At 66.9% G+C, this 19582-nt stretch carries 13 protein-coding genes; 12 read left to right on the top strand and 1 reads right to left on the bottom strand.

The window, feature by feature from the left end:
- The first annotated feature begins 1 nt into the window (after position 1).
- The 8 genes from HUN07_RS21015 (at position 2) to HUN07_RS20980 (ending at position 13543) form a co-directional block, all read left to right on the top strand.
- Positions 2–1249, top strand: coding sequence for an MCE family protein (locus HUN07_RS21015; RefSeq protein ID WP_174912520.1), 1248 nt, complete (start codon positions 2–4; stop codon positions 1247–1249).
- 11 nt (positions 1250–1260) lie between these two features.
- The gene (locus HUN07_RS21010; protein ID WP_174912517.1) at positions 1261–2499 is read left to right on the top strand and encodes an MCE family protein; all 1239 of its coding nucleotides are present in this window, start codon (positions 1261–1263) and stop codon (positions 2497–2499) included.
- Positions 2499–3749 carry an MlaD family protein gene (locus tag HUN07_RS21005; protein ID WP_114718768.1) on the top strand — a complete coding sequence of 417 codons (1251 nt, stop codon included), beginning with the start codon at positions 2499–2501 and terminating at the stop codon, positions 3747–3749. The genes HUN07_RS21010 and HUN07_RS21005 overlap by 1 nt, the downstream gene beginning before the upstream one ends.
- Before the next feature lie 40 nt (positions 3750–3789).
- On the top strand, positions 3790–4422 hold the full coding sequence (locus tag HUN07_RS21000) for a mammalian cell entry protein (RefSeq protein WP_174912514.1): 633 nt from the start codon (positions 3790–3792) through the stop codon (positions 4420–4422).
- 57 nt (positions 4423–4479) lie between these two features.
- Positions 4480–5292, top strand: a complete 813-nt coding sequence (locus HUN07_RS20995) for a mammalian cell entry protein (protein ID WP_174912512.1) — start codon at positions 4480–4482, stop codon at positions 5290–5292.
- A 342-nt stretch (positions 5293–5634) separates the two neighbouring features.
- On the top strand, positions 5635–9141 hold the full coding sequence (gene rpoB, locus HUN07_RS20990; protein WP_114718771.1) for a DNA-directed RNA polymerase subunit beta: 3507 nt from the start codon (positions 5635–5637) through the stop codon (positions 9139–9141).
- 121 nt (positions 9142–9262) lie between these two features.
- Complete coding sequence (locus HUN07_RS20985) at positions 9263–13222, top strand: DNA-directed RNA polymerase subunit beta' (protein WP_174912509.1); 3960 nt, start codon at positions 9263–9265, stop codon at positions 13220–13222.
- Positions 13223–13342: 120 nt separating this feature from the next.
- The gene (locus HUN07_RS20980) at positions 13343–13543 is read left to right on the top strand and encodes a hypothetical protein (RefSeq protein ID WP_174912506.1); all 201 of its coding nucleotides are present in this window, start codon (positions 13343–13345) and stop codon (positions 13541–13543) included.
- On the opposite strand, the gene HUN07_RS20975 is transcribed toward HUN07_RS20980, so the two are convergent.
- A complete protein-coding gene (locus HUN07_RS20975; protein WP_397484294.1) occupies positions 13544–14332 on the bottom strand; it encodes an acyl-[acyl-carrier-protein] thioesterase in 789 nt (262 codons plus the stop codon).
- A gap of 224 nt (positions 14333–14556) precedes the next feature.
- On the opposite strand from HUN07_RS20975, the gene HUN07_RS20970 reads away from it, so the two are divergent.
- The 4 genes from HUN07_RS20970 (at position 14557) to HUN07_RS20955 (ending at position 19431) form a co-directional block, all read left to right on the top strand.
- A complete protein-coding gene (locus HUN07_RS20970; protein WP_174912503.1) occupies positions 14557–16251 on the top strand; it encodes an FAD-dependent oxidoreductase in 1695 nt (564 codons plus the stop codon).
- Positions 16252–16334: 83 nt separating this feature from the next.
- On the top strand, positions 16335–17300 hold the full coding sequence (locus HUN07_RS20965; protein WP_174912501.1) for an NADPH:quinone oxidoreductase family protein: 966 nt from the start codon (positions 16335–16337) through the stop codon (positions 17298–17300).
- 152 nt (positions 17301–17452) lie between these two features.
- Positions 17453–17923, top strand: a complete 471-nt coding sequence (locus HUN07_RS20960; protein ID WP_254622620.1) for a MarR family winged helix-turn-helix transcriptional regulator — start codon at positions 17453–17455, stop codon at positions 17921–17923.
- Positions 17920–19431: a DHA2 family efflux MFS transporter permease subunit gene (locus HUN07_RS20955; RefSeq protein WP_114718777.1), complete on the top strand. Its 1512-nt coding sequence runs from the start codon at positions 17920–17922 to the stop codon at positions 19429–19431. Before HUN07_RS20960 ends, HUN07_RS20955 begins: the two co-directional genes overlap by 4 nt.
- Positions 19432–19582: the final 151 nt, after the last annotated feature.

Here is a 19582-nt window from a genome sequence, read left to right as displayed (position 1 = left end):
GATGAGTGAGGCGCGGGCTCGGACCCGCAAGTGGATCCCGGTGGCGCTGATCGCGGCGGTCGCCGTCGTCGCGGTCGGTGCCCTGTGGTGGCTGTTCCAGAACGCCGGCACCACCAGGATCACCGCGTACTTCGACAAGTCCGTCGGCATCTACGAGGGCTCCGACGTCCGGGTCCTCGGAGTGAAGGTCGGCTCGGTCGACTCGGTGGTGCCGCAGGGCGAGCAGGTGCAGGTGGTCATGACTGTCGACCGCGGGGTCGACATCCCGGCCGATGTGAAGGCCGCCCAGGTGACGCCGTCGGTGGTCTCCGACCGGTACATCCAGCTGACCCCCGCCTACACGGGCGGCGAGAAGTTGGCCCGCGACGCGACGATCGAGCGTGACCGGACGACCACGCCGGTCGAGGTCGACGAGCTGTACGCGAGCGTGACCGAACTGTCGGAGGCGCTGGGACCGAACGGCGCCAACAAGGACGGCGCGCTGTCGAACCTCGTGGACACCGCTGCCGCGAACCTCGACGGCAACGGTGACGCGCTCGGCAACACGTTCACGCAGCTGTCGGCGGCGGCACGCACGCTGTCCGACTCGCGTGCCGACATCTTCGACACCGTCAAGAACCTGCAGGTGTTCGTCAGTGCCCTCGCCGCCAACGACGCGCAGGTGCGCCAGTTCAACACCCAACTCGCGGACTTCAGCGGCTTCCTGGCGGGGGAGAAGGAGAACCTGGGCCTGGCGCTCAATCAGGTCTCGCTCGCGCTCGGCGACGTTGCGCGGTTCGTCGAGAACAACCGGGAACTGCTGCAGGGCAACATCGAGGGCCTGACCACGGTCACCCAGACCGTCGCCGACCAGCGCGATTCCCTCGCGGAGGCGCTGGTGACGATTCCGCTCGCCATCAGCAACCTGGTCAACACGCACGACGCGGAGTCGGGCACGCTGCAGATGCGCGTGGACCTGCCGGACCTGCAGGACCCGTTCGGCCTGGGCTGCAAGCTCATCGACGTCGCCAAGCTCAAGCCCGGGGACCCGGAGTTCGAGGCGCTCGGCCGGCAGATGAAGCCGCTGATCGACAACTGCAAGGCCATCACCGATCAGATGACCGCCGGCGTCAAGACGCCGACGCTGAACCTGCCGCTCGGCATCCTCAGCGGCGACAATCTGCAGCGTGGCGCGGCGCCCGGGACGGTTCCGGGCACGCCGTCGCCGCGGCTGGGTGGCGGAACGCAACTGCAGGGGGGCACGCCGTGAGAATCGGGCGGATGAGGGCCGCGGCGGTGGCTGCGGGAGCGTGTGTCGTCGCGCTGACGGTGAGTGCATGCGGTTCGGGCGGTATCTACTCGATCCCGTTGCCCGGTGGCGCCGACATCGGCAGCGACCCGATGCGACTGAAGATCGAGTTCGACGACGTCCTCGATCTGGTGCCGCAGTCGACCGTGAAGGTCGACGGCGTCCCGGTCGGACGCGTCGAGAACATCGAGGTGGCGTCGGACGGCTGGACCGCGCAGGTGGACACCCTCGTGAACAGCTCGGTGAATCTGCCGGCCAATGCGGTCGCCGAGGTTCAGCAGTCGAATCTGTTGGGCGAGAAATTCATTGCGATCTCGGCCCCGACGCAGAATCCGTCGCCGGAGCGGCTGGCGAGCGGCGCCACGATCCCGGTGGACCGCACCCGCCACGCCACCGACATCGAGCAGGTGCTCGGTGCCATGTCGCTGCTGCTCAACGGTGGCGGCGTCGCGCAGTTGCAGCCCATCATCTCGGAGATGGAGAAGGCGCTCGACGGCCGCGAGACGAAGGTTCGGGGACTCCTGGAGCAGGCGAACACGTTGATCGCCGGTCTCGAGGAGCAGCGCGACTCGATCACGACCGCGCTCGACGGCCTCGACACCCTCAGCGCGCGGGTCGGGGATCAGACGACGAAGCTCGAGAAGATCCTCGACGAGCTGCCGCAGGGTGTCGAGATCCTCGCCGAGCAGCGTCCGCAACTGGTGGACATGCTCGGCCAGGTCGACCGGCTCGGTCAGGTCGGCGCGGACGTCATCAACCGTTCCAAGGACGACCTGATCACGGACCTGCGCGCGCTGCGTCCCACGTTGCAGCAGCTGGGTGAGGCGGCCCCCGACATCATCACGTCGGCGCCGCTCGTCCCGACGTTCCCCTTCCCGGACACGATCATCCCGTCGATCCACGGCGGCCAGGCCAACGTGTTCCTGTCGATCGATCTGCAGATCGGTGACACCTTGTCGAACCTCGGTGTCGGGAAGCCGGACCCCGTCTACTACCCGCCCCAGTACGGCCCGCCGGTTCCCGTCGATCCGAGCAACCCGTACTACAACGGCAACGGGCCGCGCCCGGGATGGCCGACGGTGTCGATCGTGCCGTTGCCGCCGATCGTGCCGAATCCGGTCCCCGCGCCGGGCACCGCGGTGTCGGCGCCGGCGAATGCTCCGGTCAATCCGTTCGATGCGTTCCTGAAGCAGCTGGGGGTGGGTGAGTAATGGTCTCGCGTCTGGCCAGGTGGCAGTTGGTGGCGTTTATCGTCGTCGCCGTGCTCGGTATCGGTTACGTCGGCGCCAAGTACGTGCGGCTCGACACGCTGCTGGGCTTCGGTGAGTACCAGGTGGACGCGGAACTCGCGCACTCCGGTGGCATCTTCACCAACGCCGAGGTGACCTACCGCGGTGTGCCGGTCGGCCGGGTCGGGGACCTCACGCTGACCGAGAAGGGCGTGTCCGTCGCGCTGATGATCGACAACGCGGCCCCGAAGATCCCGGCATCGGCGAAGGCTGTCGTCGCGAATCGGTCGGCGATCGGCGAGCAGTACGTGGATCTGCAGCCCGACACCGACGAGGGCCCGTTCCTCACCGACGGCTCGAAGATCCTCGAGCCCAACACGGCGACGCCCATCCCGGTCGAGGACCTGATCGGCAGTGTGGACCGGTTGGCCCGTTCGGTGCCCACCGACTCGCTGCACACGGCCGTCGTCGAACTGGGGAACGCGTTCAGCGGGAAGGGCGGCGACCTGCAGGTGCTGGTCGACTCGCTCGGCCGGTTCACCGAGACCGCGACCGAGGCGCTGCCGCAGACGTTGACATTCATCAGCGACGGCCGGACGGTGCTCGACACACAGGCGGAGCAGGCGAGTTCGATCCGAGCCTTCAGTGACGGCCTCGAACAGATCGCCGCCCAGCTGAAGTCGAGCGATCCCGACGTGCGACGGCTCATCGGCACCGGCACGGACGCGACGGACACGGTCGGGAAGCTCGTCGCGAACAGTGGCGACGCCCTGACCGCGAACCTCACGAACCTCTCGACGACCCTCACGACGGTCTCGCCGACGTTCATCGCGCTGCAGCCCTTCTTCCAGTTCCTGCCGGCGCTGTCGGCGGGTGCGTCGGCGGTGGCACCGGGCGACGGCACGATCCACTTCGGTCTGGTCCTCGAGACCAACAATCCGGTGCCGTGCACCCAGGGCTACGAGGGCACGCAGGAGATCCTCGCGCAGATGCGCGCGCAGAACCCGAACTTCGACGACACCGTCGACAACTTCCCGTTCAACGCGAACGCGCGATGCGCCGTCGAACAGGGCAATCCGACGGGTGTCCGCAGCGCCGAACGCATCATCTACGCCGACCCGCAGACCCCGCAGCCGTGGGACAGCACGCCTAAGGTCGACCCCGACAAGCTGAATCTGAACCCGATCGCCACGCAGATCGCGACCCTCATGGGCGTCGTGCCGGCGCGGTAGCCTCGGGCAAGCATTCGTTACCCAAGAGTAAGGTTGCCGTGTGACGGAGACCACGACCGCGCCCACGAAGAACAACACGCTCGTCGCTGCCACTGTGGTGGTGTGCGTGCTCCTCGTCGGCGCGCTGGCAGCAGCGATCTTCTTCGGAATCGGGTGGGCGAAGGCCGCGTCCGGCAGGTCGACCGCCGATGCGCGCGACACGGCCCTGTCCGATGCCCGGCAGGCGGCGGTCAACCTCAACTCGTACGACGCCGCCGACATGGAGAAGTCGTTCGCCGACCTCGAGTCGTCGATCACCGGGTCGCTCATGGACGATCTCGCGAAGACGCGGGAGGACATGAGCACGGCCGCCGCCGCGTCGGGGGCCAAGAGTGAGGGGCGGGTCCTGCGGGCCGCCCTGACGTCGCTCAGTGTGGACGACGGCACGGCGGACACGATGCTCGTCGTCGAGACCTCGACCGCGATGCCGAATCTCGAGACGCCGGTGAAGCGGCAGATCACGATGCGGATGAGTCTCGTGCGCGACGGCGACACCTGGAAGGCGTCCGACGCCGGCAACCTCGGTGAGCCCGTGGTGATCGATCCGGGGACGCCGCGCCCGGCCGCGCCCGCGCCCGCGCCGGCGCCCACGCAGGAAGATCAGGCGACCGATCCGCAGAGCGGCGGACAGTAGACCGTCTCAGCAGCCGTGCCGACGTTTCTCGTTCGGTCGCTGGAAGGAGTTCCATCAGTGCCTCCCATTCGTCGTAATCCGAAGGTGTCCCCGTCGGCCGCGCGTCGTCCCAAGGTCGCGGGCAGTTCGGCGCCCCGGTCGGCGTCCCCGATCGAGGATGCGGTGAAGGAACCGGATGCGAGCGTGCTGCTCGTGAAGGAGCCTGCTGAGCCTGCTGTCGAGGAATCTGCTGTCGAGGCACCCGCACCCGCGTCCGCGTCGTCCGCGTCTTCCGGGCCTGCCGGTAGCGAACCCGAGGAGGACGGTCCCGAGCCCGAGACGGGCGGCGAGCCCGAGACGGGCGGTGCATCCGAGGCCGGTGGGCGTCGGTGGACGGACCGGCTGCGCTGGCGCTCGGTCGTGATCATGGGTGTCGCGGCGGCGGTGCTGGCGGCGTTCGCGGGCGTCGCCGCGATGAAGACCCGCGACGGCGGAACGTCCAATCGCGCGTTCCTCGACGTCGGCGCGACGTCGGAGGTCGCGGCCGCGGCGGAGAAGGCGCTGACGGCCGTGACCGTCTATAGTGCTGATTCGATCGACCAGTTCCCCGACACGGCGCGCGCAGTGATGACGGACGGGATGAAGGCAGAGTTCGATCGGACAATCGGCACGACGATCGACATCGTCAAGCAGGCTCGGTCGGACACAGCAGCGCAGGTCACGAACGTGGGAGTCATGCTTCTCGACGAGAATCGGGCCGAGGTGTTGGCCAACTTGATCGTGAGCGTCGAGAACAACGGCGTGGCGGCGGGCAGCACATCCGGGCCGGTGATTCTGAGGATGGAGAAGGTAGACGGTCAGTGGCTGCTGTCCGGTGTCGAGAACTCGTGACTCCGCGGGCGCTCCCCGCGGTCGGAGATCGAAACGCCGAGATCTGGGCTTGACGCGGCGATGATCACGCGTCACTCTATGCGTGAACATTCACGCGGTATCACGCGTGCGGCGCCCGCGACGGGTGTCCTTTCTGCTGCCCGGCTCGACATCTACTGAGTTTGGGTGTACTTTTGGACGTTGCGCTGGCTGCCTCCTGTCCACCTCTCATCCTCACTGTGGCGAAGTGTTCCACTTCCTGCTCCTGTGGCGAGGTTTCGTTCGGGTTGTAACCAGCGAATTCGCCCCACATGAAGAAGCAGATACAGCGGCGGTCGCACCAGCAAGAGCGGCCCGCGTGAGGTGCTGGAAGGACGCATCTTGGCAGTCTCTAGCCAGACCAAGGCAGTTGCCGGAATCCCCGGAGCCCCGAAGAGGGTCTCGTTCGCGAAAATTCGCGAGCCCCTCGAAGTCCCAGGGCTCCTCGATCTACAGACCGATTCGTTCGAATGGTTGATCGGCTCGCAGGGCTGGCGTGAGCGCGCAGCCGCTCGCGGCGACGGTGCAGTCACGGGTGGCCTCGAAGAAATTCTGGCCGAGCTATCGCCCATCGAGGACTTCTCGGGGTCCATGTCCCTGTCCTTCTCGGACCCGCGCTTCGACGAGGTCAAGGCCTCGGTCGACGAGTGCAAAGACAAGGACATGACCTACGCGGCGCCGCTGTTCGTCACCGCGGAGTTCATCAACAACAACACCGGTGAGATCAAGAGCCAGACGGTCTTCATGGGTGATTTCCCGATGATGACCGACAAGGGCACGTTCATCATCAACGGCACCGAGCGTGTCGTCGTGTCGCAGCTGGTCCGCTCGCCGGGCGTCTACTTCGACGACACCATCGACAAGAGCACCGAGAAGACCCTGCACAGCGTCAAGGTCATCCCGGGCCGTGGTGCCTGGCTCGAGTTCGACGTCGACAAGCGCGACACCGTCGGTGTCCGTATCGACCGCAAGCGCCGTCAGCCGGTCACCGTGCTGCTGAAGGCACTGGGTTGGACCACCGAGCAGATCACCGAGCGTTTCGGTTTCTCCGAGATCCTCATGGCGACGCTCGAGAAGGACAACACCGCCGGCACCGACGAGGCGCTGCTCGACATCTACCGCAAGCTGCGTCCGGGCGAGCCGCCGACGAAGGAGAGCGCGCAGACCCTCCTGGAGAACCTGTTCTTCAAGGACAAGCGCTACGACCTCGCTCGCGTGGGCCGTTACAAGATCAACAAGAAGCTGGGCCTGAACACCGGCCTCCCCGTCGAGGCGTCGACCCTCACCGAGGAAGACATCGTCGCCACGATCGAGTACCTGGTGCGCCTGCACGCCGGTGACACCACGATGACCGCCCCCGGCGGCGTCGAGGTTCCCGTCGAGGTCGACGACATCGACCACTTCGGCAACCGTCGTCTGCGTACCGTGGGCGAGCTCATCCAGAACCAGATCCGCGTGGGCCTGTCCCGCATGGAGCGCGTCGTCCGCGAGCGCATGACGACTCAGGACGTCGAGGCGATCACGCCGCAGACCCTGATCAACATCCGCCCGGTCGTCGCCGCGATCAAGGAGTTCTTCGGAACCTCCCAGCTGTCGCAGTTCATGGACCAGAACAACCCGCTGTCGGGCCTGACCCACAAGCGTCGTCTGTCGGCGCTGGGCCCCGGTGGTCTGTCCCGTGAGCGCGCCGGCCTCGAGGTGCGAGACGTCCACCCGTCGCACTACGGCCGCATGTGCCCGATCGAGACCCCTGAGGGTCCGAACATCGGTCTGATCGGTTCGCTGTCGGTGTACGCGCGGGTCAACCCGTTCGGCTTCATCGAGACCCCGTACCGCAAGGTCGTCGACGGCCAGGTCACCGACCAGGTCGACTACCTGACCGCGGACGAGGAGGACCGCCACGTCGTGGCGCAGGCCAACTCGCCCGTCAACTCGGCCGGACACTTCACCGAGGACCGCGTCCTCGTCCGCCGTAAGGGTGGCGAGGTCGAGTACGTGTCCTCGTCGGACGTCGACTACATGGACGTCTCGCCGCGTCAGATGGTTTCCGTCGCGACCGCGATGATTCCGTTCCTCGAGCACGACGACGCCAACCGTGCCCTCATGGGCGCGAACATGCAGCGTCAGGCCGTGCCGCTGGTCCGCAGCGAGTCCCCGCTGGTCGGTACCGGCATGGAGCTGCGTGCCGCGGTCGACGCCGGCGACGTCATCGTCACCGAGAAGGCCGGTGTGGTCGAGGAGGTCTCCTCCGACTACGTCACCGTGATGGCCGACGACGGCAGCCGCAAGACCTACCGTCTGCGCAAGTTCGCGCGCTCCAACCAGGGCACGTGCGCCAACCAGCGTCCGATCGTGGACGAGGGCCAACGGGTCGAGACCGGTCAGGTCCTGGCCGACGGCCCCTGCACCGAGAACGGTGAGATGGCGCTCGGCAAGAACCTGCTCGTGGCGATCATGCCGTGGGAGGGCCACAACTACGAGGACGCGATCATCCTGTCGCAGCGCCTCGTGGAGGAGGACGTGCTCACCTCGATCCACATCGAGGAGCACGAGATCGATGCCCGCGACACCAAGCTCGGTGCCGAGGAGATCACCCGGGACATCCCGAACGTCTCCGACGAGGTCCTCGCCGATCTCGACGAGCGCGGCATCGTCCGCATCGGTGCCGAGGTCCGTGACGGCGACATCCTGGTCGGCAAGGTCACCCCGAAGGGCGAGACCGAGCTGACCCCGGAGGAGCGCCTGCTGCGCGCGATCTTCGGTGAGAAGGCCCGCGAGGTTCGCGACACGTCCCTCAAGGTTCCCCACGGTGAGTCCGGCAAGGTCATCGGCATCCGCGTGTTCTCGCGCGAGGACGACGACGATCTGCCTCCGGGCGTCAACGAGCTGGTCCGCGTGTACGTGGCTCAGAAGCGCAAGATCCAGGACGGCGACAAGCTCGCCGGCCGCCACGGCAACAAGGGCGTCATCGGCAAGATCCTCCCGCAGGAGGACATGCCGTTCCTGCCCGACGGCACCCCGGTCGACATCATCCTGAACACCCACGGTGTTCCGCGTCGTATGAACATCGGTCAGGTGCTCGAGACGCACCTCGGCTGGATCGGCAAGACCGGCTGGAACGTGCAGATCGCCGCCGACGGCTCTCGCCCGGACTGGGCCGAGAACCTGCCGGAGGAGATGCTGTCCGCACCGGCCGACTCGAACATCGCCACCCCGGTGTTCGACGGTGCCAAGGAGGACGAGCTCACCGGTCTGCTCGGTGCCACGCTGCCCAACCGTGACGGTGAGCAGATGGTCGGGTCGGACGGCAAGGCGACGCTGTTCGACGGTCGCTCCGGCGAGCCGTTCCCGTACCCGGTGTCGGTCGGCTACATGTACATCATCAAGCTGCACCACCTGGTCGACGACAAGATCCACGCGCGTTCGACCGGTCCGTACTCGATGATCACCCAGCAGCCGCTCGGCGGTAAGGCCCAGTTCGGTGGCCAGCGCTTCGGTGAAATGGAGTGCTGGGCGATGCAGGCGTACGGCGCCGCCTACACCCTGCAGGAGCTGCTCACCATCAAGTCGGACGACGTTGTCGGCCGCGTGAAGGTGTACGAGGCCATCGTCAAGGGCGAGAACATCCCCGAGCCGGGCATCCCCGAGTCCTTCAAGGTGCTCCTCAAGGAGCTCCAGTCGCTGTGCCTCAACGTGGAGGTGCTGTCCTCGGACGGCGCAGCCATCGCGATGGCCGACGGCGACGACGAGGACCTCGAGCGTGCCGCCGCGAACCTGGGCATCAACCTGTCCCGGAACGAGGCCGCGACCGTGGACGATCTCGCGAACTAGTTTTCGGTCCCCGGGCCGTGTGTGAGCACGGCCCGGGGGCGCTAGAGCACATTTGAATTGGCAGTCAGGAGAAGCGGATCCCACCCGCTGATCCACAATCCCTCTGGGGAAAGGAAGTTACGTGCTCGACGTCAACTTCTTCGATGAACTCCGCATCGGTCTGGCGACCGCGGAGGACATCCGCAACTGGTCCTACGGCGAGGTCAAGAAGCCGGAGACCATCAACTACCGCACGCTCAAGCCCGAGAAGGACGGCCTCTTCTGCGAGAAGATCTTCGGCCCCACCCGGGACTGGGAGTGCTACTGCGGTAAGTACAAGCGTGTCCGCTTCAAGGGCATCATCTGCGAGCGCTGCGGCGTCGAGGTGACCCGCGCGAAGGTGCGCCGTGAGCGCATGGGCCACATCGAGCTTGCCGCTCCGGTGACCCACATCTGGTACTTCAAGGGTGTTCCGAGCCGTCTCGGTTACCTGCTGGACCTGGCTCCGAAGGATCTCGAGAAGATCATCTACTTCGCTGCCTACGTCATCGTCGGTGTCGACGAGGAGCTGCGTCACAACGAGCTCTCCACGCTCGAGGCCGAGATGGAGGTCGAGAAGAAGACCGTCGCCGACCAGCGGGACGCCGACCTGGAGGCCCGCGCGCAGAAGCTCGAGGCCGACATCGCCGAGCTCGAGGCCGAGGGTGCCAAGTCCGACGTGCGCCGCAAGGTCAAGGACGGCGGCGAGCGCGAGATGCGTCAGCTCCGTGACCGCGCGCAGCGCGAGCTGGACCGCCTCGACGAGATCTGGACCACGTTCACCAAGCTGAGCGTCAAGCAGCTCATCGTGGACGAGGGCCTGTATCGCGAGCTGGTCGACCGCTACGGCGAGTACTTCACGGGCGCGATGGGCGCAGAGTCCATCCAGATCCTGATGCGCAACTTCGACATCCAGGCCGAGGCGGAGTCTCTGCGCGAGACCATCCGCAGCGGCAAGGGCCAGAAGAAGCTGCGTGCGCTCAAGCGACTCAAGGTCGTCGCGGCGTTCCAGATGTCCGGCAACTCGCCCATGGGCATGGTGCTCGACGCTGTCCCGGTTATCCCGCCGGAGCTGCGTCCGATGGTTCAGCTCGACGGTGGCCGTTTCGCGACGTCCGACCTGAACGACCTGTACCGCCGCGTCATCAACCGCAACAACCGCCTCAAGCGACTGATCGACCTCGGTGCCCCCGAGATCATCGTCAACAACGAGAAGCGGATGCTGCAGGAGTCCGTGGACGCGCTGTTCGACAACGGTCGTCGTGGCCGGCCCGTCACGGGTCCAGGCAACCGTCCGCTGAAGTCGCTGTCCGATCTGCTCAAGGGCAAGCAGGGCCGCTTCCGTCAGAACCTGCTCGGTAAGCGCGTCGACTACTCCGGCCGTTCAGTCATCGTCGTCGGTCCGCAGCTCAAGCTGCACCAGTGTGGTCTGCCGAAGCTGATGGCGCTCGAGCTGTTCAAGCCGTTCGTCATGAAGCGTCTGGTCGACCTGAACCACGCGCAGAACATCAAGTCCGCGAAGCGCATGGTCGAGCGTCAGCGCCCGCAGGTGTGGGATGTCCTCGAAGAGGTCATCAACGAGCACCCCGTGCTGCTCAACCGTGCACCTACGCTGCACCGTCTGGGTATCCAGGCGTTCGAGCCGCAGCTCGTCGAGGGCAAGGCCATCCAGCTGCACCCGCTGGTGTGTGAGGCGTTCAACGCCGACTTCGACGGTGACCAGATGGCAGTCCACCTGCCGCTGTCGGCGGAGGCACAGGCCGAGGCCCGCATCCTGATGCTGTCCTCGAACAACATCCTGTCGCCCGCGTCGGGTCGCCCGCTCGCCATGCCGCGTCTGGACATGGTGACCGGTCTGTTCCACCTGACCCGCGAGGTCGAGGGTGCGACCGGCGAGTACCAGCCGGCCACCACCGATCAGGCGGAGCAGGGCGTGTACTCGTCGCCGTCCGAGGCTCAGATGGCCGTCGATCGTGGCGTGCTGTCCGTGCAGGCGAAGATCAAGGTGCGTCTGACGCATCAGCGTCCGTCGCGCGAGGCCGAGGCGGAGCTGTTCCCCGAGGGCTGGAGCTACGGCGACGCCTGGACCACCGAGACGACTCTCGGCCGCGTCATGTTCAACGATCTGCTGCCGGCGGACTACCCGTTCGTCAACGAGCAGATGCCGAAGAAGCGTCAGGCGACGATCATCAACGATCTCGCCGAGCGCTACCCGATGATCGTGGTCGCGCAGACCGTCGACAAGCTCAAGGACACCGGCTTCTACTGGGCCACCCGTTCCGGCGTGACGGTCTCGATCTCCGACGTCCTCGTGCCGCCGGAGAAGCCCCAGATCATGGAGCAGTTCGAGGCGCAGGCCGATCAGATCGAGAAGAAGTACCAGCGCGGTGCTCTCAACCACGCCGAGCGCAACAGCGCTCTCGTGAAGATCTGGTCCGAGGCCACCGACGAGGTCGGTAAGGCCATGGAGGCGCACTTCCCCGACGACAACCCGATCCCGATGATCGTGAAGTCCGGCGCGGCCGGCAACATGACTCAGGTTCGCTCGCTCGCCGGTATGAAGGGCCTGGTGACGAACCCGAAGGGTGAGTTCATCCCGCGTCCGATCAAGTCTTCCTTCAAGGAGGGCCTGACGGTTCTCGAGTACTTCATCAACACGCACGGTGCTCGTAAGGGTCTGGCCGATACCGCGCTCCGTACCGCCGACTCGGGTTACCTGACCCGTCGTCTGGTGGACGTCTCGCAGGACGTCATCGTCCGCGAGGTCGACTGTGGCACCGAGCGCGGCATCATCACGCACATCGCCGAGAAGCAGGCCGACGGCGCGATCATCCGCGATGCGCACGTCGAGACCTCGACGTACGCCCGCACCCTCGCCGCGGACGCGGTCGACGAGAACGGCAACGTCGTCGTCGAGCGTGGCCACGACCTGGGCGATCCGGCGATCGACGCGCTGCTCGCGGCAGGCATCACGCAGGTCAAGGTTCGCTCGGTGCTCACCTGCACCACGGCGACCGGCGTCTGCGCCACCTGCTACGGCCGCTCGATGGCGACCGGCAAGCTCGTCGACATCGGCGAGGCCGTCGGTATCGTCGCCGCGCAGTCGATCGGTGAGCCCGGTACCCAGCTGACCATGCGTACGTTCCACCAGGGTGGTGCGGCGGGCGCCGCCGACATCACCGGTGGTCTGCCGCGTGTCCAGGAGCTGTTCGAGGCTCGTGTCCCGAAGGGCAAGGCGCCCATCGCGGACGTCACCGGTCGGGTGCAGCTCGAGGACGGCGATCGCTTCTACAAGATCACCATCGTTCCGGACGACGGTGGCGAAGAGGTTGTCTACGACAAGCTCTCGAAGCGTCAGCGTCTGCGCGTGTTCAAGCACGACGACGGCAGCGAGCGTCTGCTGGCGGACGGCGACCACGTGGACGTCGGACAGCAGCTCATGGAAGGTGCTGCCGACCCGCACGAGGTGCTGCGTGTCATGGGCCCCCGTCAGGTGCAGATCCACCTCGTCAACGAGGTCCAGGAGGTGTACCGGAGCCAGGGTGTGTCGATCCACGACAAGCACATCGAGGTCATCGTGCGCCAGATGCTGCGTCGCGTCACGATCATCGACTCGGGTGCGACGGAGTTCCTGCCGGGCTCGCTCGTCGAGCGCGCGGAGTTCGAGGCGTCCAACCGTCGCGTCGTCGCCGAGGGTGGCGAGCCCGCGGCCGGCCGTCCGGTGCTGATGGGTATCACCAAGGCATCGCTGGCGACCGACTCGTGGCTGTCCGCCGCGTCGTTCCAGGAGACCACTCGCGTGCTGACCGATGCGGCCATCAACTGCCGCTCGGACAAGCTGATCGGTCTGAAGGAGAACGTGATCATCGGCAAGCTGATCCCGGCCGGCACCGGCATCAACCGGTACCGGAACATCCAGGTTCAGCCCACCGAAGAGGCACGGGCTGCCGCCTACGCGGTTCCGTCGTACGACGATCAGTACTACAGCCCCGAAGGCTTCGGCACCGGGACTGGCGCTGCTGTTCCGCTGGACGACTACGGTTTCGGCACCGACTACCGCTAGCGGGTAGGAACGTCTGACTCGAAGGTCCCGTCCCCGATGCAGGGGGCGGGACCTTCGTGCATTCTGGGGAGGAGAGATCGCGCCGCACAATCGGACCGATCAGACCCTTCGGAGGACGACATGGCTGGCAAGAAGATCGACCGAGTGAAGGCCGAGTCGGCTCTCGAGGTCGTCAGGGAGAGCCCTACCATCGCGCTGATCGTCGCGGCGCCCGCGATCGTCGTGTTCGGCGTGCTGTGGTGGCTCACCGGATTCGGCACCGCGCTGCTCGTGACGCTGGTTCTGGCCGGCCTCGCGGTGGTCGCGAAGAAGGTGTTCTAGCTACAGCTTCTCCACGCGGGCCACGGCCCGCACCTCGTCCGCGACGAGGAACCACAGTGACAGGGTGGTGCCGTCGTCGCGGGTGCGGATACGGACGTGGTCGCGGGCGAGGATCGGGCTCAGGTGCTCGACGACGGCACGGTACGGGGGCTCGAGCAGATCGGGGCGGTCGGTGAGGTACTCCTCGACCACGTGCCAGTAGGTGGTGTTGTTGACGTGGTTGAACGGGTCGATGTCGGTTGCCCGCAGGTGGAACGTGCGGTCGTCCTCGTCGGTGTCGGGCGGGGTGGCGGACAGCCACGGCTTCCACTTGAGCCGGTGTTCGTCGGTGGTGCGGCTGAGGTCGGCGAGTAGCTGCTCGCTGATGCGGGCCGGCATGCCGGTGTCGGTCCCGATGTTGATCCAGAATCCCTCGGTCTCGATCAGTGCGTCCTTGTCGTTGGTCATCTGCACGCGCATCGCCGACCATCTGGTGGAGTGTGCGGCGCACCAACGCCGCAGGTGGATCCGGTCGGGCCAGACCGCCGGCCGGCGCACGTCGATCACGGTTCGGCGCACGATCCACAGGGGGTCGGTCCGGTCGAATCCGTGGGCGGCGAGGTTGTCGGTGCCGATGTCCTGCAGGTAGCGGGCGATCCCGTCCAGTCTGAGTCGGTAGGCGGTGTCGACGTCCCCGGTCCGGATGGGCCGCGATGTCGCGAACCCCTGTCCGTGCGGAGGGGCGGGCGCGAGGCTGTGCGCTGCTGTGACGGGCTGCGCTGTGGTGACGGGCTGCGCGGTGGGGACGATCTGCTCGGAAGGCACGTTGGTTCCCTCGGTTCGGCGGGTGTCGCCAGCGATTCTGGCAGGTCGTCGGCGGGGCGTCACACGATTCGCGTGGTGATGCTTGTTCGGCATCATCGGTCCTAGTACAGTCCTGTAGCTGTAACTCTACGTCACATGAAGACCGTCACATCGGCGATGGCAGCGGGCGTGCATCACGTCTGGTGTGGCACGAAGAACGGGAATCGAACATGGCCTACGTCATCACCCAGGCGTGCTGCAACGACGCGAGTTGCGTCTCGGCGTGCCCCGTGAACTGCATCCACCCGACGCCCGAGGAAGCGGAGTTCGCGACCACCGAGATGCTCTACATCGAGCCGCGGGCCTGCATCGACTGCGGTGCCTGCGTCGATGCGTGCCCGGTCAACGCGATCTTCCCCGAGGACCAGCTGACCGAGTCGCTGTCCCGCTACCGGGAGATCAACGCCGACTACTACACGCGGCACCCGCTGCCGTCGGGATGGATCCCGCTCACGCCGGCCACCCCGCCGGTACGCGACCTGGGCACGCTGCGGGTCGCGATCGTCGGAGCCGGTCCGGCCGCGTGCTACGCCGCCGAGGAGCTGTTGAAGCGCTCCGACGTCGAGGTGGAGATGTTCGAGAAGCTGCCGACGCCGTGGGGCCTGGTCCGCGCCGGTGTTGCACCGGACCATCCGGGGACCAAGGTCGTCACCGAGATGTTCGACTGGTCGCTCGGTCGCGACGCATTCCAGTTCCACCTCAACGTGGAGGTCGGCAACCATGTCACCCACGCCGATCTGCTGGCCCATCACCACGCGGTGATCTACGCGGTCGGCGCCTCGAGCGATCGCGCACTCGGGATTCCCGGCGAGGACCTGTCCGGCAGCCACGCCGCCACCGAATTCGTGGCCTGGTACAACGGGCACCCGGACTACGCGGACCGGGCGTTCGATCTGTCGGGGGAGCGGGCGGTGATCGTCGGGAACGGCAACGTCGCACTCGACGTCGCACGCATCCTCACGATGGATCCCGACGATCTCGCCAGGACGGACATCGCCGACCACGCGCTGGCGGCGCTGCGTAAGAGCAACATTCGCGAGGTCGTGCTCCTCGGTCGCCGTGGACCGGCGCAGGCCGCGTACACCACCCCGGAGTTCCTGGCGCTCGGTGACCTGCCGGGTGTCGACGTCGTAATCGATCCGACCGAGGTCGAACTGGACGATAAGTCGCAGGCGCTGATCGATGCGGGCGCGGTGGAACCCGCGGTCGCGATGAAGGTGCGTCTGGCGCAGGAGTTCGCGCAGCGGACCGCGAATCCGGGCAACAAGCGGATCGTTTTCCGATACCTGCTCTCTCCCAACGAGATTCACGGCGCCGAGCGTGCGGACGGCGTGACGGTCGTGGCCAACGAGCTCGTCGAGGACGCATTCGGTGCGCTCGCGGCCCGCCCGACGGATCGGACGGAACGGATCGAGGCGGCGCTGGTGCTGCGTTCGATCGGCTACCGCGGACGACCGCTCGCGGGAGTGCCGTTCGACGAGCGCCGCGGGGTGATCCCCAACGATCGCGGCCGCGTGGTCGTCGGAGCCGGCGAGACGCTCGACGGCGTGTACGTGACCGGGTGGATCAAGCGTGGTCCGAGCGGCGTGATCGGCACCAACAAGACGTGCGCCAAGGAGACGGTCGCGCGGATCGTCGAGGACTTCGAGGCGAAGCGCCTGCCCGCACCGGCATTGGGCCGGAAGGATCTGTCCAAGTTGCTGGCGCGCCGCCGGCCGGAGCGGATCTCGCGCCGTGGGTGGGAGGCCATCGACGAGGCGGAACGCCGCCGGGGCCTGGCCTCGGGGAGGCCCCGGGTGAAGATGACCGACACCGCGGAGATGGTGGCGGTCGGGCGCAAGCGGCGGGGTCTGTTCGGTAACTGACCGTCGTCGCCCCGACGCGGGTAGCTTCGTCGGGAGGGCGTACACGCCCGGTTGACGATGCTCGGAGATCTCGGAGGTGGGAAGTGCGCGCAGTGGTGGTCACGGATCTGGCAGGTCCGTCGGCGATGGCGGTTCGAGATGTGCCCGAACCGGATTCGACCGGACTGGTCCTCATCGACGTCAAGGCCAGCGGTGTGTGCTTCCCCGATCTGCTGATCAGCTACGGCAAGTACCAGCTCCGTGCGGAGCCGCCGTTCGTGCCGGGCACCGAGGTCGCGGGCGTCGTGATCAGTGCGCCCGAGGACAGCGGGTTCGAGCCCGGTCAGCGCGTGCTGGCGATCCCGAGCCTGGGAGGTTACGCCGAGCAGGTCGCCGTCCACCCGAATCTGGTGCTGCCGGTCCCGGAGGAGCTGACCTTCGAGGAGGCGGCGTCGCTGATCATCAACTATCAGACGATGGAATTCGCCCTCGGGCGACGTGCGCGTCTGCAGCCGGGTGAGGCCGTCGTGATCCTGGGCGCCGCCGGCGGTGTCGGGACGTCGGCGATCCAGTTGGCGAAGGCGCACGGTGCGCGCGTGATCGCGGTGGTGCGACGCGACGGTGCGGACGAGTTCCTGCGTGAGATCGGTGCCGACGAGGTGGTGCGGCTGACCGACGGCTGGGCGGCACGGGTGCGGGACCTCACCGGCGGGCGGGGCGCCGACGTCCTGGTGGATCCGGTCGGTGGCGACGCGTTCGACGATGCCGTCCGTGCGCTGGCGCCGGAGGGCCGGCTGGTGGTGATCGGCTTCGCCGGTGGGGGAATTCCGTCGGTGAAGGTCAACCGAGTGCTGTTCCGGAACATCAGCATCGTGGGCGCCGCGTGGGGTGAGTTCCTGCGGACCGAGCCGTCGGCGCTCGCCGAGACGCATGCGGCGCTGGTGAAGCACGTACGCGCGGGTCTGCGGCCCATCGTGAAAGCGCGCTATCCGCTGGCATCGGCGGCCGAGGCGCTCGCCGATCTCGAGGCCGGTCGGGTGCTCGGAAAGGCCGTCCTGATCCAGGAATGACTGTGTTCCTGATCACCTAGCCCCCTCCTGCCCGGAAAATCTGTTGCCGCAGGTAGGGGGCTCGTGGTGTCGTGGATGGGTCGCAACTTCGGGCGGCGGCCGGGCATCCTTGCATTGTTGCAATAGTTGCGGGGTCGCTACTATCGACGCTCGTGGCAGATGTGACTCCAGATGAGGTCTACGACGTGCTCGAGGAGTTCATCATGCGCCTTCTCGGCATGGGGGAGTCCGAGTCGATGGACACCCTTGTCGCGATGGACCTGTCGTTCTCACAGGTCCGCGCGCTCTTCGTGCTGGCGCAGCACGGGGAGCCGATCGCGATCAACGAGGTCGCCGAATGTCTTCGGATGTCGGTGGCCGCTGCCGGTCGCAACATCGATCAGCTCGTGTGCCAGGAGTTGGTGCTGCGCCGCGAGGACCCCGAGGATCGCCGGATCAAACGGGTCTCGCTGACGGAGGCCGGGCGAACCCTGGCCTCCCGTCATCTCGAGGACAAGCGTGACGAGCTGCGCGCGTTCGCGGGACGGCTGGATCAGCCGGACCGCAGCCGGTTGCTCGAGGCCCTTAAACCCATACTCGCAGGCGACGCCCTGCGGGCCCGAAGTCAGGAATTCTGCACATGACGACGCCCAACTCGCCGGCGGCGCCCCCAACCGGGGCGCCCGAGTCGGACAAGATCGACGGCGCGGTCCTCAAGATCGCCTCCGTGGTGGTGCTCGGCGCCATCATGTCCATCCTCGACGTCACCGTGGTCAGCGTTGCGCTGCCGACGTTCGCCCAGGAGTTCGACACCAGCTACGCGGTCGTCGCCTGGACCATGACCGCGTACACGCTTGCGCTCGCCACCGTCATCCCGGTCACCGGCTGGGCGGCCGATCGGTTCGGCACCAAGCGGCTGTACATCGGCGCCCTGGTGCTGTTCGTCATCGGATCGGTGGCCTGTGCGTTCGCGTGGGACATCACGTCGCTGATCGGGTTCCGAGTCCTGCAGGGCCTCGGCGGCGGCATGCTGATGCCGCTCGGTATGACGATCATGACGCGTGCTGCCGGCCCGGAGCGCGTCGGCCGGGTCATGGCGGTGCTGGGTATCCCGATGCTGCTCGGTCCCATCGGCGGACCGATCCTCGGTGGCTGGCTGATCGACGCCGCCAGCTGGCACTGGATCTTCCTGATCAACCTGCCCGTCGGCATCATCGCGCTGGTGGCCGCTTTCAAGCTGCTGCCCAAGGACGAGCCGAGCCCGTCGCAGCCCTTCGACCTTGTCGGCATGGTCCTGCTCTCGCCGGGTCTGGCGCTGTTCCTGTACGGGGTCTCGTCGATTCCCGAACACGGCAAGGGCCTGTCGCCCGACGTGCTGATCCCCGTCGGTATCGGTCTCGCGCTCATCATCGGCTTCGTCTTCCATGCGCTGCGCAAGACGGATCCGCTGATCGATCTGCACCTGTTCAAGAACCGTCAGCTCACGGTGGCCGTCCTCACCACGACCGTGTTCATCATCGCGTTCATGGGTGCCGGGCTGCTGTTCCCGAGTTACTTCATCCAGGTGCGCGGTGAGTCTGCGATGGCGGCGGGTCTGCTGCTCGCGCCGCAGGGCATCGGTGCGATGGTCACGATGCCGATCGCCGGCCGACTGGTCGACAAGCTCGGACCGGGCAAGATCGTTCTGACGGGTATTCCGCTGATCGCGCTGGGCATGTTCACGTTCACCCAGTTGACCGCGACGTCGCCGTACCCGCTCCTGCTCGGTTCGCTGTTCGTGATGGGCATGGGCATGGGCTGCACCATGATGCCGCTGATGACCGCCGCGATGGTGACGCTCAAGCACGAGATGATCGCCCGCGGCTCGACGCTGATGAACATCGTGCAGCAGGTTGCCGGCTCGATCGGTACCGCGACGATGTCGGTGGTTCTCACCAGCCAGATGACGTCCCACGGGCTGGACAAGGAGGCTGCGCCGCCGACCGATCCGGCAGGCATCGCGCAGATGCTCGACGCGTCCGCGGAGTCGTTCGGTGGCACCTTCATGGTGGCGTTCGTGCTCGTCCTCGTCACCCTGATCCCGGCGTTCTTCCTGCCGCGCAAGCGGGTCGTGGCGACGACGGAGGACGTCCAGCCGGTAATGATGCACTGAGCCTTCCGGCACCCGGCGTGCCATGGGTTGAGCCCCCGAGCGATGCGAATCGCTCGGGGGCTCTTCGCGTTTCTCGGGGGCATCTCGGCGCGTCGCCCCGGACTTGTCGGGGTGCAGTCCTATCGTCACGACAGGAGCCTCGAGTAGGGAA

Source organism: Rhodococcus sp. W8901 (assembly GCF_013348805.1).
GTDB lineage: Bacteria > Actinomycetota > Actinomycetes > Mycobacteriales > Mycobacteriaceae > Prescottella.
The sequence above is the reverse complement of the archived record's forward strand: the minus strand, read 5'-3'. Positions and strand labels throughout refer to the sequence as shown.